This is a genomic window from Epibacterium sp. ABV4_022 (genome assembly GCF_056159345.1).
The window spans coordinates 3,723,227-3,735,876 of record NZ_JBSWVA010000001.1 but is presented as its reverse complement, the minus strand read 5'-3'; the positions used below and the strand labels follow the sequence as shown (position 1 = coordinate 3,735,876).

Genomic DNA, 12,650 nt, shown 5'->3' with positions numbered 1-12,650 from the left:
CTTTTTACAAATATCTCGGGGGTGAATGCGGCCCCGATTGGGGGCCGCAGAGGGGGCAGCGCCCCCGCCCCTTACTTCTTACCGGGTGTTCCGTCGAATTTCTTTTCCAGATCGCTCCAGCAGTCGATGTATTCATCCTGCAACGGTGCTTCCTTGGCGGCAAACTCCGTCAGATGCTGAGGGAAGCGGGTTTCAAACATGAAGGACATGGTGTTCTCCAGCTTCTCCGGCCCGAGGTTGGAATTCGACGCGCCCTCAAAGGCCTCTCGGTCGGGACCATGCGGCAGCATCATGTTGTGAAGGCTCACACCACCGGGAACAAAGCCCTGCGGCTTGGCGTCATACTGGCCGTAGATGTTGCCCATCAGCTCGGACATGATGTTCTTATGATACCACGGCGGGCGGAAGGTGTTCTCGGCCACCATCCAGCGTTCGCGGAACAGCACAAAATCGATATTGGCGGTTCCCGGCTGGCCGGAGGGCGCGGTCAGCACGGTAAAGATCGACGGGTCAGGGTGGTCAAACAGGATCGCGCCCACCGGGCAATAGGTGCGCAGATCGTATTTATAGGGCGCGTAGTTGCCGTGCCAGGCCACCACGTCCAGCGGGCTCTGGCCGATCTTGGTCTCATGGAACTGACCACACCATTTCACGGTCAGTGTCGAGGGCACTTCGCGGTCCTCATAGGCGGCCACCGGTGCCTTGAAATCCCGCGGGTTGGCCATGCAGTTTGCACCGATCGGACCACGGCCGGGCAGATCGAATTTCTGACCGTAGTTTTCGCAGACAAAACCGCGCGCCGGGCCATCCAGCACTTCGACACGGTACACCAGACCACGCGGGAGGATGGCGATTTCTTTAGGCTCAATGTCGATGATACCGAGTTCGGTGGCAAAGCGCAGGCGGCCCTCCTGCGGGACCACCAGAAGCTCCGAGTCGGCGGAGAAGAAATATTCATCCTTCATCGACTCTGTCACAAGGTAGATATGGGTCGCCATGCCGACCTGGGTGTTCACATCCCCCGCCGTCGTCATGGTGCGCATCCCCGTGAGCCAGGTCAGCCCCTGATCCGAATGCGGCACCGGGTCCCAGCGGTATTGGCCGAGCGAAATCACATCCTCTGGAATATGCGGCGCGCTCTTCCAGTAAGGCAGGTCGATTTTCTCATAGCGGTGCGAATGTTTGACGCTGGGGCGAATGCGATAACACCAGGTGCGCTCGGGGCGTTCTGCGGTAAAGGCGGTGCCAGAGAGCTGTTCGCCATAGAGCCCATATTCGCATTTCTGCGGGCTGTTCATGCCTTGGGGCAGGGCGCCGGGCAGGGCTTCGGTTTCGAAATCATTCCCAAATCCGGGCATGTAACCCTCATGGGTGCCCTGATTGGACGGGGCTTGAATCATCTGGTCAGGCAAAGCGTGACGGGTCATTTTAGCCAACCTCCTCTTGCATTTCCCTCTCGGTAATAGTTGATTTTGTAACTAACAAGTGATGCGGAGCGCGCGTATGGACAAAAATGATGATTTTATAGTGCAGGATTTCCTGCCGTTTCTCCTGAACCGGGCGGCAGAGGATTCCTCGCTGGAGTTCCAAAAGCTCTACAAGGGGCGCTATGGCATGCTGCGAACCGAATGGCGGGTGTTGTTCCATCTCGGCATGTACAATCGCATGACCGCGCGGGACATCAGTCAGCGGGCCAAGATCCACAAGACTAAGATCAGCCGCGCCGTTGCAAAACTGGCGGAACGCCGCTGGGTCAGTCGCAGCCGGGATGAATCAGATCGCAGGGCAGAGCACCTTGAGTTGACGGCGGCGGGACGTGGCGTCTACGACGATCTGCGCAAGCAGGCTCGGGCGTATGACCTGCAACTGACCAAAGGGTTTTCGGCTGGCGATGTGGCGCTATTGCGCCGTATGTTACGGCAGTTGGCCAGCATGGAATGCCCGGTCGATCTTGAGTCATGACCCGCCATGAGGAGGATGGGGCAATTCACGCCGCCACCGAAGATCTAAAGAACTGGCTCACCCGTCAGGGGCTCAAATCCCGCGGACGCGAAGAGCTGTTGCGCGCCTTTTGCGAACGACTGGTCAACCACGGGGTGCCTTTGCTGCGGATGCAGCTGGCACAGCGCGCGCTGCACCCTGAGTTTGGCGGCATTGGTTTTACCTGGACCCGCAAGGACGGGATGAACGCCGAGTATTTTGGCCGCGTCGATCATAAAGAACCGCATCATGAGTGGCTGCAAAGCCCGTTTCATGCGCTTCTCACCTCGGGCGAGGCTGAGATGCACAGTGTGTTCAGCGCGCGGGATGTGTCGCGTTTTCCGATATTCGCCCGCCTCAAGGAGATGGGCGCAACGCGTTACTTTGCCCATTGGCAGCCGTTGGGGCCCGCAAGCGATACCGCCTATGGGCCTGAACGCCCTGACGCCGAGGGCCTCGTGGTGTCCTGGAGTTTTGACGGCGCGCCCGTGGAGGCCGCGCCCTATCTGGACATCATTCGGGGTGTATTTGACACGCTGGCTCTTGTGCTCGCAGCCGCAGGGAACCGCGAAATGGGGCGCGCGCTGTTGCAGGTCTATCTGGGCCGGGATGCCGGGGCGCGCGTACTGTCCGGGGAAATCGCGCGCGGGTCGTCTCAGCATATCGATGCGGTGATCTGCCTGTTCGACCTGCGCGGCTTTACGGCGCTCTCTGAGGCTCTGCCGGGCGAGGCAATGGTCGATTTGCTGAACGACTATTTCGGCCATGTGGTGGAGTTGATCCAGTCGCACGGCGGCAATATCCTGAAATTCATGGGCGATGCGGTCATGGCGATGTTCAACCTTGGAACGCTACAAGAGGATGCGCAGGCCGCATTGCGTGCTGTTGCAGAACTGGGGCCACGGATGAAAGCGGTCAATGCTGCCCGCGCCGCAGAAGGCCTGCCGCTGGCCGAATATACCATGGCCCTGCATGCGGGCGAGATTCTCTATGGCAATATCGGCGCGCCCAACCGGCTGGATTTCACCGTGATCGGCCCAGCCGTGAATCTGACCGCGCGAATTGCGGACATGCATCGCACGGTGGAACGTTCGATCATCCTCTCGGAAGACGTGCGCAATGCGGCAGGGCGTGACGGAGAGGGTCTGATCTCGGTCGGACGCTACATGTTGCGTGGGGTGGCGGAGCCGGTAGAGCTTTTTACGCTGTATCAACCCGAGGTGTGAGACGCCAAACAAGCCCCCGGACCTTACTGTGGGGGCCTAAGCGCTGTTGCTTGAAGAGGTTTCCACCCGTGACCGGGTGGACCCCCCCCCCCCCCGCGCCCTTCGCCGATCCCGATCTGGCACACCGAAGGTGGGTCAGGGCAGGGAGCGGAACCCCTTAGCGACCTTACGCAGACCGTTAGGTCAGATGTCGATCTCGACTTCGGGCAGCTCCAACGCCTTCATCATATCGCGCAGCTCCTGACGTGCGGCGATATTCGAGATGTTGAGCTGTTTGACGCCCACATCCTTCAGGTCCAGCAAGGTCAGGCCGCGCGGGAAGAGTTCGCGGAAGATCACCCGTTCGGAAAAGCCCGGTGCGACGCGAAAGCCGATCCGCTTGGAGAGCATATTGATCGCGCGCTCCATCTTTTCCTTGTTGACCATGCGCTGGGTGCCGACCCGGTTGCGGATCACGATCCAGTCGATGGGGGGCAAGCCCGCCTGCGCGCGCAGCTGGCGCGCGTTCCAGACCATTTCGGAATAGACCGAGGGGCCTTTGATCTTTTCGCCCTTCTCATCGGTATGCGCCAGCAGGTCAAAATCCACAAAACTGTCGTTGAGCGGCGTGATCAATGTGTCGGCCAGCGAATGCGCGACTTGGCTCAGCCGGGTGTGGGAGCCCGGACAGTCAATGAGAATGAAGTCATACTCCGGCTCCAACTCCGAAACCGCTGCCGACAAGCGCAGGTCATAGATGTTTTCGCCCGGTTGCAAGGTGTCGGGATCGATCTCTGGCAGTTCGTGCAGGGCCACCATCGGCAGATCCATATTGGACGCGGCGATGAAGGCGAGACGGTTTTCCAGATACCGTCCGAGCGAACGCTGCCTGAGGTCGAGGTCCAGTCCCGCGACCTTGTACCCCATGCGCGCCAGTGTGGTGGCCACATGCATGGAGACGGTGGATTTCCCTGCGCCGCCCTTTTCGTTGCCGACGACAATGATATGCGCCATCTCACGGATCCCTTCAAATCTGCGCCGCTTGCGTGGCAGCGCCCTTTGCTTTTTCCGGGACTATAAGACCCAAGCGAATCAATGGAAAGCGGCCAAAACACCCAAGTTAGAGCCTATTGTCCTGAAGTAACGCCCGCAGCGGCAGCAGGGGGGCATCCCGACGGCCCAAACACAAAACGCCGCCCCCGGAGGGACGGCGTTTGACAGGTGTATCCTTGTGGATAAACCGGTGGAAGGGTTGGCTCAGAAGCCGAGACCTTCGTATTTCTTCTTGAACTTGGACACGCGGCCGCCGGTGTCCATCAGGCGGGAGGAGCCGCCGGTCCACGCGGGGTGCGCGGAGGGGTCAATGTCCAGTGCCAGCTGATCGCCTTCGCTGCCCCAGGTGGAACGCATCTTGATGATGGTACCGTCGGTCAGCTTGACGTCGATGAAGTGGTAATCGGGATGGGTGTCTTTTTTCATGAGACCACTCCTTACGCTTTGGCTTTGTAGTTTGCGTCTTCTGCGATACGGGCGGATTTGCCGCGACGCGAGCGCAGGTAGTACAGCTTGGCGCGACGCACGCGACCGCGGCGCACGACTTCGATGTACTCGATGTTGGTGGAGAACAGCGGGAACACACGTTCCACACCTTCGCCAAAGGAAATCTTGCGAACCGTGAAGGAGCCGGCGATACCGGAGCCGTTTTTGCGGCTGATGCAGACGCCCTCGTAGGCCTGCACACGGGTGCGGGTGCCTTCGGTCACCTTGTAGCCGACGCGGATGGTGTCACCGGCCTTGAAGTCGGGGATGGTTTTCCCCAGCGCAGCAATCTGCTCCGCTTCGAGTTGTGCGATCAGATCCATGATCGTCTCCTATGCTGCTCGTGGTTATATCCACGAAGGTCTTGTGATCCCCAGAGCTCCTGGTCTTCACCGGGTCCGCAAACGGCTCTCACCTGCTGCGCCCGCCAGAGATACGGTCTCGTTGCTTTTCGTCTCGATCCGCGTGCTGTATCGCCGCCGAAGAAGGGTGGCACAGGCAAAACGGAACAGGTCCGGACGACTCAAGAGGAGCCCCGGACGCGCGGTTGATAGGCCAGTTCGGGCCTGTTTGCAAGCCCGATACGGCGCCGTCCGCAGAGGGGTGTCCCCCTGCGGTGCAGGCATCAGACCTGTTTGGTCAGCGGTTTTTGCTGGCTGTGGATAACCAGCGCCCCGACTGCGCCCAGCATGAGCATAACGGCAAGGGCCGCGAAGGTGCCGGGGTAGCCGCTGGCACGGACCAGCGGCAGGGTCAGGAACGGCGAAATGATCTGACCGAGAAAGACCGAGGTGGTCATCACGCCGGCAGCGCGCCCACGCCGGCTGGCTGGTGCGGACTTCAGTGCAATCTCATTGAAGTTTGGGGAGACGGTTGCAAAACCAAGGCCTACGAGCGTCGCGCCGGCAAAGATCAAGGGCAACCCGGGTGCCAGCGCCAGCGTCGCCATGCCGCTGCCCATCAGGCCGTAGCCGAGCATGAACAGCCGTGCATGACCGAGCCGGGGCTTGAGAACAGAATAGCGCGTCGCGGCGAATGCGCCGGCCAGCGTCAGCGCCCCCATCACGGCTCCCATGACCGCGGTGTTGTCGATGCCGTGGCTGGCGACGAAGAACGGGACCTGGGTCGGCATGGTGAAGAAGCACAAGGTCGTCAGCAGTTGCAGCGCGGCCATCGACCACAGCCCGGCGCCGAGCCCTGGCGCGCCACTGGCTGGCACACTCGCGAGTGTTTCGGCGGGGGAGGACGTCGGGCGCTTGGGTTCGGTGATGGCGACCCACAGCACCGGCAGGATCAATAGCGCGATGCCGTGAATGGCGAAGGCATGCATCGGCGACATCAGTGCCAGAACGCCAGCGAGGGTGATCGAAACCAGACCGCCGATGTTGCGGGCCGAGATCTGAAGGCCAAGCAAACGGCTCCGGGCCGCGCCATCGAAATAATCCGCGATGAGCGCCGTTTGAGCGGTCATGATCAGGGCAACCGCAACACCAAGTGCCAGGCGACTGGCGAGGATCGCTTCGAGACTGTTCAGGAACATGCCCAGACATCCGGCCAGTGCGAACAGAAACACACCGCCCAGCAGGAGGATCCGTTTGCCGATGCGGTCGGCAAGGACGCCGGTCCAGCCAGCAATCAGCACCACGGCCACCGACGGCGCGGGTACCAGAAACCGGGTCAGAAGTGCGGCCTGCGGATGGTCGGCAAACCGGGCCTCCAGCCCCGGCAGGGCGGGGCTGATGGCGGCATTGGCCATGGTGGTAAGGGTCGCCGCAAGCAAAAGCGCCACGGCGCGGCGATCGAGGGATGGGAGCGGAGAGAGAGATTGGGACACGAGGATCTCCTTGCCAAAGTTCGGGATTGAATGCAGGCTACGAATTCAAGTCAACTTGAGGTCAAGGATGAAATTGCTCGATATTGGCGAGGTTTCAGATCGCAGCGGTGTAAAGCCCTCGGCGCTGCGGTATTATGAGGAAAAGGGCCTGATCCAGTCCCTGTCCCGCAACGGGTTGCGGCGCCAATATGGGCCAGAGGTCCTGCAACAGCTGGCGCTGATCGCGCTTGGGAAACAGGGCGGGTTTGCGCTTGACGAGATTGCGGCGATGTTCGGAGCAAAGGGCCAGCCGGAGCTGCCACGGGATGAACTGCACAGCCGCGCCGATGATATGCTGCGACAGGCAAAACAGATGGAAGCGCTGGCGCAGATGATGCGCCATGTCGCGGAATGCCCGGAGCCCAACCACCTGGAATGTGCCCGGTTCCAGCAGATGCTGCGGGTGGCCATCCGCGCCCAACAGCGCGAGGCCCGGGCGTCGCGGTCTGCGCGCATGCGGCAGGACAGCTGAGCCGCAGTCCGGCTGCGGCCCGCCAAGGATAAGGGGATCAGGTCAGATCTTCGATCCGGGCGTCAGGCGCATTGTTCTTCACCGACTCGATGCCATTGTCGCGACCCGAGGCGCTGGCATAGCTTTGCGAGGTGCCGATCACCTGGCCGTTGCTGGCCTTCAGGTTGAACATATGCTTGCCGGCAGCGGTTTCCTTGCGCTCGTAACGGCCATCGTCAGCGGCGTTGCTCTTGACGGATGCGATGCCGTTCTCGGCGCTGGCCTTTTGCTTGTAGCCTTCGCTTGCCAGAATGTTCTCGCCATTGCCGGCCTTCAGGCGAAAGCGGTATTCGCCGGCGTTGTCGGTATAGAGTTCAAATTTCCCAGCCACCCTGTGGTCTCCTATTCCTGAGTGAATAGAAGGGACTAAAGCACGGCTTTTGGTGTTCGGCAACGTTGCAGGCGGCGGCTCAGTCCTTAGGGGCGGGCTTGCGGGTATAGGCGTCCCACAGATCCGGGCGGCGTTCGCGGGTGATTTGTTCACTCATCTCCCGCCGCCATTGTGCGATTTTGCCGTGATGACCGGACATCAGAACCTCGGGAATGGCGCGTCCATTCCATTCCGCGGGGCGGGTGTATTGCGGGTGTTCGAGGAGACCGGAGGAAAAGCTCTCTTCCTCGGTGGAGGCCTGGTTGCCCAGGACGCCGGGGATCAGCCGGACGGTGGCATCTATCAGCGCCTGCGCGGCCAACTCGCCGCCCGTCATCACGAAATCCCCCAGCGAGACCTCCATGATGCCGTAGTGTTCCAGCACACGTTCGTCGACGCCCTCAAAACGGCCACAGAGCAACGTCATACCATCGCAACGGGCGAGGTTCTGCATCATCTGCTGGTCCATCCGGCGACCGCGCGGCGACAGGTAGATCAGGGGCCAGTTGCCCCGGGTGCCCTGCATCGCGTGATCGATCGCCTCGCCCAGCACATCGGCGCGCAGCACCATGCCCGCGCCGCCGCCTGCAGGCGTGTCGTCGACATTCTTGTGCTTGCCGATCCCGAACGGACGCAGGTCGATGGTCTCCAGCTGCCACAATCCCTGCTGTAGCGCCTTGCCGGTCAGGCTTTCACCGAGGACACCGGGAAATGCGCCGGGAAAGAGCGTCAGGATTTTGGCTTTCCACACACCAGCGAGATCCGGCGTGTCGCTCATCAACTCGCGCGGTTTCAGACTGGCGCCGATCGAGAGGCGCCCGTGGGATTTGATTGGCTTGCTCATAAGAAGCTGTTTAGTTGAAACAACCCGAACCGCAACCGAAAGCTGCGATGTCCGATGACGAATGAAATCCCGAACCGGTTGCCGCTCTACCATCGGGATGCCGCTGTGGCGGAGGCGGAGCGCCGTGCTGTCGCCCTGTGGCCGCGCATCGCAAGAGAGATGGGCCTGCCTGCCGAAGATGCCGCCTTCAGCATGATGCTGGTGAACTCCTCAGGCCGGGACCAGCGCGCGGTTTTGGGGGTGAGAACCACAACCGGACAGCGATATGTTCTGCGGGCGGAGTTTGCGACGGACAACGTCTCCGCGCATATGAAGCACCTTGAACGGCACCGGATGGCGGCGCGAGCGCTGCGCGATGTCCCGGGGGTGAACGTACCGGCGCTGTTGTGGCAGGATGAAACGCGCCCCTATGCACTGTTCGAGGTCGCACCCGGCGAGACCGCCCATCGAGAGCTGACCTTTGCGAGCTATGGCATTGCCGACCGCGCGTCCTTGCTACGGCGGATCGGTGGGGCGGTGGCTGCGCTGCATGACATCGGCACTCCGCAGGACCGGCGCTTCTGGCCGAGGGAATATCTCCGGGACGTCGCGGCATGTGCAACGCGCGTGCGGGCGGGGGAGATCGCACTTCGCAAACCCAAGCGGTTCCTGGGGCTCTGCGCGATGCTGCACCGGTTCGCCAATCGCGCGCGCGGAGAGGCCTATCGCACCGTTGCGCTGCACGGGGATCTTCACTTCAGGAATATTCTGATGACGCAGGATCTGGTGTCTTTTATCGATTTCTCCGCCGCGGGAACTGCCTGCAATCACATCGATTTGGTCAATCTCTGGCAGGTCAAGTTGCCGGAGAGCCTGACGGAGCATGATCGAGAGCGGGATTTCGGCTGCGTCGCGGCTGCGGACTGGCAGGCCTTTGAAAGCGGGTATGGCCAGGCTCTGACCGAGGATCCCGTCTTTCAGTTCATCTATCTGTATCGGCTTTACAAGGTGTGGAGAAAACTGCCCCCGCAGGGAGGCGAGATGGCGCAGTGGGAGCAGGAGGCCTTTGTGGGTACTCAGCGTGTGTTCTCATGGTTTCAGGCGCATCACCCGGGCTGAGCGCCTGACTGCCATACCGACCGGGCTGCCCTTTAAAACACGCCTTCCGGTGGGTCTGCGATGATGCGGCCCTGTGTCAGGTCAACCGTGGGCACCGCCGCCTTGGTAAAAGGCAGAAGCACCGTTGCCGAGAGCCCCGGGCTGTGGATTTCCAGGAGGTCATCGGCACCGTAGTTCTGCACCGCCTTCACGCGCCCCAGCGAAGCGCCCCCGGTATCTACAACTTCGAGGCCGATCAGGTCGGCATGGTAGAATTCATCATCGGGCAGCGAGGGCAGCCGCGTCCGGGGCGCGAACAGCTGCACCCCCTTCAGCGCATCCGCCTCCTCCTTGGTGTCCACCCCCACAATGCGCACGGCAAATCCGTTCTTTACGGCGCGGGTGATGGCCAGGCTGTAGCTGGTCTGGCCGTCCTCACCCAGCAGGGGGGAGTAGTCCTCGATTTCTTGCGGATCGGCGCAAAAGCTCTTCAGCCGTACTTCGCCGCGCACGCCGAAAGAGCCAGCCAGCGCGCCTACGCAGATCAGATCGTTGCTGTCGTCGCTCATGTCACATCCGGCAAATCATGCCGGTCCCCGTTTCAGTTCTTGCCCAGTCACCGCCCTCGGCGGCACAGCGCTCGCGGGCACCGCTGCGTTCATAAAGGACCCCGGCGCCAAAGGCGACAAGGGTAAAGATCAGCATCCGGATCAGTCCCATGGTCCGTTATCGTGTCTCGATCGGCAGGAGGTTGAAACGGTCTTCCCAGCCTTCCTGCTCCAGTTCCGGCGTGTCGGACAGGCGTTCCGGATGGCCAATGCAGAAATATCCGATGAGACTCCAGCCCGCAGGGACATTCAGATCACGCGCCATCTGGTCGGGGTCAAGGACCGAGACCCAGCCGAGGCCAAGCCCTTCTGCCCGCAAGGACAGCCAGAACAGGGTGATGGCCGTAACCACCGAATAGCGGCGCATTTCCGGCATGGTGCGCGCGCCGAGGCCGTGACCTTTTTCGGTCTCGTCATCGCAGAAAAACGCGATCTGAACCGGGGCTTCGCGCATGCCGGAGAGTTTGAGGCGCGCATAGGTGGCGGCGCGGTCCTCGCTGTAATCCGCCAGCGCCTCGGCATTGGCGGCTTCGAAATTCTTCAGCGCTGCCGCACGCGCGGCCTCACTTTCGACGCGGATGATGCGCCAGGGTTCGCTGAGGCCCACGGAGGGGGCCAGCGAAACAGCAGAGAGGCAGCGCGTCAGCACTGCCTCGTCTACCGGATCGGTGCGGAAGCGCCGGACGTCCCGGCGCAACTTCATCAACAGATCGAGCTCGGCGCGGAACGCCTGCGGGAAACATCCCTTTGCATCCTGCACCGGGCCCGTCATGTGATTATTCCGCGTCTGCTGCGGCTTCGGCTGCTTCAGCTGCCTTGGCGGCTTTTTCTTCAGCGCGCTCCTGGGCTTTCTTGCCCGGGGTGCCTTTGTTGGGGTTGTTGCGCGTGGCTTTCTCGCGAACGCCTGCTGCTTCGAGCATACGTGCAACACGGTCGGTCGGCTGTGCGCCTTTTTCGAGCCAGGCCTGGACCTTCTCGATGTCCATTTTCACGCGCTCTTCGCTGTCTTTCGGCAGGAGCGGGTTGTAGGTGCCCAGCTTCTCGATGAAGCGGCCGTCGCGCGGCATGCGGCTGTCAGCAGCCACGATGCGGTAGAAGGGGCGCTTCTTGGAGCCGCCGCGGGCGAGACGAATTTTCATTGCCATGGTTTCATTCTCCTTTGATGGCGTTGAACGGGGTGTCCTGTGTTCAGGTCGCCCCCGCTTATTCCTGGTGTTTCTTGTGGTGGCGGATGACCTCATCGATGATGAAGTTCAAGAACGCCTTGGCGAATGCGGGGTCCAGATCGGCCTCCTTCGCCAATTCTTCGAGCCGCGCGATCTGCGTTGCCTCACGCGAGGGATCGGACGGGGGAAGGTCGTGTGTCGCCTTGAGCTGGCCCACCGCCTGGGTGTGCTTGAAGCGTTCTCCCAGGGTATAGACAAGGATCGCGTCGAGACGATCAATGCTCTCGCGATGCCCTTTCAGGATCTCCGCGGCGCGGGCGACAGGATCGGTCGTTGTTTCAGTCAATGGCCCATCCTTTCGGTTTGAACAGCGGGTCGGCGTAGTGGCCGATCTCCATCTCGATGCCATGTGCCAGCTGGCTGTCGCGCAGTTGCGCGGGGCTTGGGTGGCGATAGACCGCGTCGTTGCCGTCGATGGTCTGCGCGGCATGGTCCTTTTTGGCACCCAGACGTTCCGCAAGGCGGATCGAGTCGAGGTTCTTGGGGTCAATATAGCTGACCGCGCCGTCCCATCCGGCTTGGGTGTAAAAGTAATCCCGCGCCGCATGGGTCGCTTCAAGGGCATAGCCCTTGCCGGATTTTTCCGGCCAGATGATCCAGGCGATCTCGCGCTCGGGCCAACCTGCGGGTTGCCAGCCGCCGGCCATGCCATAGGTCTCATCCGTCACCTTGTCGTGGATCATCCACATGCCAAAGCCGCGCACCTGCCAATGGCCGATCTCGGCGGCATAGAGCATCCACGCCTCGTAGGTATTCAGCGGCCCGCCCATGAACCGCGCGCGGTACGAAGTGAAGGTCGCCTTGAAATTCGGATAATCCGAGGCCTCGGGGCCGCGCAGGATCAGACGTCTGGTTTCGATCACCGGAATGGAGGAGGTGCTCATGCATAGGCCTCCAGTCCGGGGCCGGAACTGTCCGGTGCGTGGCGATAGACCAGGTCCATCGGATCATAGGTGCGCGCATCCGGGTCGTGCACGGCGCCCATGCGTTCGGCCAGGGCGATCGAGCGCAGGTTCTTGCGATCGATGTAGCTGACCAGGGTCGGCACCTCGAGGATCTCGAAGGCATAATCGCGCATCGCCGAGGCCGCCTCGAAGGCGTAGCTTGCCCCCTCGAAACCGGAAAACACGATCCAGCCCAGTTCCAGCTCCGGAAAATGCGGTGGCTGGCTGATGCAGACCTGACCCGCCAGCTGGCCGTCCTTGGTTTCGATCGCGAGGCCACCCCAGCCGAAGAACTCCCACGACCCCACTTCGGCCAGAAGCCCCGTCCAGAGCTGCGAGGGGCTGTCGGGCGCGTCCATGTATTTCGACCGGTCGCTCTGATAGAATGCCCAGAAGGCATCCAGGTCTGCGGCCTCATGCGGGCGCAGGACCAGGCGGTCGGTTTCTATGGTGGGCGCGGAGGTCATCTGCTG

The 12,650-nt window shown here is 61.7% G+C and carries 18 protein-coding genes; 4 read left to right on the top strand and 14 right to left on the bottom strand.

Annotation, left to right across the window (positions count from 1 at the left end; translation table 11 throughout):
• Positions 1–71: 71 nt before the first annotated feature.
• The gene (gene hmgA, locus ACXAF5_RS17645; protein ID WP_474947578.1) at positions 72–1,427 is read right to left on the bottom strand and encodes a homogentisate 1,2-dioxygenase; all 1,356 of its coding nucleotides are present in this window, start codon (positions 1,425–1,427) and stop codon (positions 72–74) included.
• A gap of 76 nt (positions 1,428–1,503) precedes the next feature.
• Between hmgA and ACXAF5_RS17640 the strand changes: the two genes are divergently transcribed.
• Both ACXAF5_RS17640 and ACXAF5_RS17635 read left to right on the top strand, forming a co-directional pair.
• Positions 1,504–1,962: a MarR family winged helix-turn-helix transcriptional regulator gene (locus ACXAF5_RS17640; protein ID WP_474947577.1), complete on the top strand. Its 459-nt coding sequence runs from the start codon at positions 1,504–1,506 to the stop codon at positions 1,960–1,962.
• Positions 1,959–3,206 carry an adenylate/guanylate cyclase domain-containing protein gene (locus ACXAF5_RS17635; protein WP_474947576.1) on the top strand — a complete coding sequence of 416 codons (1,248 nt, stop codon included), beginning with the start codon at positions 1,959–1,961 and terminating at the stop codon, positions 3,204–3,206. Before ACXAF5_RS17640 ends, ACXAF5_RS17635 begins: the two co-directional genes overlap by 4 nt.
• A 183-nt stretch (positions 3,207–3,389) precedes the next feature.
• Here ACXAF5_RS17635 and ACXAF5_RS17630 read toward each other — a convergent pair whose 3' ends face one another.
• The 4 genes from ACXAF5_RS17630 to ACXAF5_RS17615 form a co-directional block, all read right to left on the bottom strand.
• The gene (locus ACXAF5_RS17630; protein ID WP_239322561.1) at positions 3,390–4,199 is read right to left on the bottom strand and encodes a division plane positioning ATPase MipZ; all 810 of its coding nucleotides are present in this window, start codon (positions 4,197–4,199) and stop codon (positions 3,390–3,392) included.
• Positions 4,200–4,442: 243 nt separating this feature from the next.
• Complete coding sequence (rpmE, locus tag ACXAF5_RS17625; RefSeq protein WP_239322562.1) at positions 4,443–4,664, bottom strand: 50S ribosomal protein L31; 222 nt, start codon at positions 4,662–4,664, stop codon at positions 4,443–4,445.
• A gap of 11 nt (positions 4,665–4,675) precedes the next feature.
• On the bottom strand, positions 4,676–5,047 hold the full coding sequence (rplS, locus tag ACXAF5_RS17620; protein ID WP_239322563.1) for a 50S ribosomal protein L19: 372 nt from the start codon (positions 5,045–5,047) through the stop codon (positions 4,676–4,678).
• 302 nt (positions 5,048–5,349) lie between these two features.
• The gene (locus ACXAF5_RS17615; protein WP_474947575.1) at positions 5,350–6,558 is read right to left on the bottom strand and encodes an MFS transporter; all 1,209 of its coding nucleotides are present in this window, start codon (positions 6,556–6,558) and stop codon (positions 5,350–5,352) included.
• Between the two features lie 67 nt (positions 6,559–6,625).
• Here ACXAF5_RS17615 and ACXAF5_RS17610 point away from each other — a divergent pair, with 67 nt between their 5' ends.
• Positions 6,626–7,069 (top strand): helix-turn-helix domain-containing protein, encoded by a 444-nt coding sequence (locus ACXAF5_RS17610; RefSeq protein ID WP_239322565.1) that lies wholly within the window; start codon positions 6,626–6,628, stop codon positions 7,067–7,069.
• A 37-nt stretch (positions 7,070–7,106) separates the two neighbouring features.
• Here ACXAF5_RS17610 and ACXAF5_RS17605 read toward each other — a convergent pair whose 3' ends face one another.
• Both ACXAF5_RS17605 and trmD read right to left on the bottom strand, forming a co-directional pair.
• Complete coding sequence (locus tag ACXAF5_RS17605; RefSeq protein WP_474947574.1) at positions 7,107–7,439, bottom strand: YegP family protein; 333 nt, start codon at positions 7,437–7,439, stop codon at positions 7,107–7,109.
• A gap of 79 nt (positions 7,440–7,518) precedes the next feature.
• Entirely contained in the window at positions 7,519–8,322 is an 804-nt protein-coding gene (gene trmD, locus ACXAF5_RS17600; RefSeq protein ID WP_474947573.1) for a tRNA (guanosine(37)-N1)-methyltransferase TrmD, read from the bottom strand.
• A 54-nt stretch (positions 8,323–8,376) separates the two neighbouring features.
• On the opposite strand from trmD, the gene ACXAF5_RS17595 reads away from it, so the two are divergent.
• Positions 8,377–9,420 (top strand): aminoglycoside phosphotransferase family protein, encoded by a 1,044-nt coding sequence (locus tag ACXAF5_RS17595; RefSeq protein WP_474947572.1) that lies wholly within the window; start codon positions 8,377–8,379, stop codon positions 9,418–9,420.
• Positions 9,421–9,452: 32 nt separating this feature from the next.
• On the opposite strand, the gene rimM is transcribed toward ACXAF5_RS17595, so the two are convergent.
• From rimM to ACXAF5_RS17560, 7 genes are read right to left on the bottom strand one after another with little or no spacing between them, the layout of a single operon-like run.
• Positions 9,453–9,968 (bottom strand): ribosome maturation factor RimM, encoded by a 516-nt coding sequence (gene rimM / locus ACXAF5_RS17590; protein ID WP_474947571.1) that lies wholly within the window; start codon positions 9,966–9,968, stop codon positions 9,453–9,455.
• A gap of 1 nt (position 9,969) precedes the next feature.
• Positions 9,970–10,119, bottom strand: coding sequence for a hypothetical protein (locus ACXAF5_RS17585; protein ID WP_474947570.1), 150 nt, complete (start codon positions 10,117–10,119; stop codon positions 9,970–9,972).
• A 6-nt stretch (positions 10,120–10,125) separates the two neighbouring features.
• Positions 10,126–10,779 (bottom strand): 5,6-dimethylbenzimidazole synthase, encoded by a 654-nt coding sequence (gene bluB / locus ACXAF5_RS17580; RefSeq protein ID WP_239322571.1) that lies wholly within the window; start codon positions 10,777–10,779, stop codon positions 10,126–10,128.
• 4 nt (positions 10,780–10,783) lie between these two features.
• Complete coding sequence (gene rpsP, locus ACXAF5_RS17575; RefSeq protein WP_474947569.1) at positions 10,784–11,152, bottom strand: 30S ribosomal protein S16; 369 nt, start codon at positions 11,150–11,152, stop codon at positions 10,784–10,786.
• A 58-nt stretch (positions 11,153–11,210) separates the two neighbouring features.
• Positions 11,211–11,519, bottom strand: coding sequence for a chorismate mutase (locus tag ACXAF5_RS17570; RefSeq protein ID WP_474947568.1), 309 nt, complete (start codon positions 11,517–11,519; stop codon positions 11,211–11,213).
• Positions 11,512–12,117 carry a GNAT family N-acetyltransferase gene (locus ACXAF5_RS17565; protein WP_474947567.1) on the bottom strand — a complete coding sequence of 202 codons (606 nt, stop codon included), beginning with the start codon at positions 12,115–12,117 and terminating at the stop codon, positions 11,512–11,514. The genes ACXAF5_RS17570 and ACXAF5_RS17565 overlap by 8 nt, the downstream gene beginning before the upstream one ends.
• A complete protein-coding gene (locus tag ACXAF5_RS17560) occupies positions 12,114–12,644 on the bottom strand; it encodes a GNAT family N-acetyltransferase (protein WP_239322575.1) in 531 nt (176 codons plus the stop codon). The genes ACXAF5_RS17565 and ACXAF5_RS17560 overlap by 4 nt, the downstream gene beginning before the upstream one ends.
• Positions 12,645–12,650: the final 6 nt, after the last annotated feature.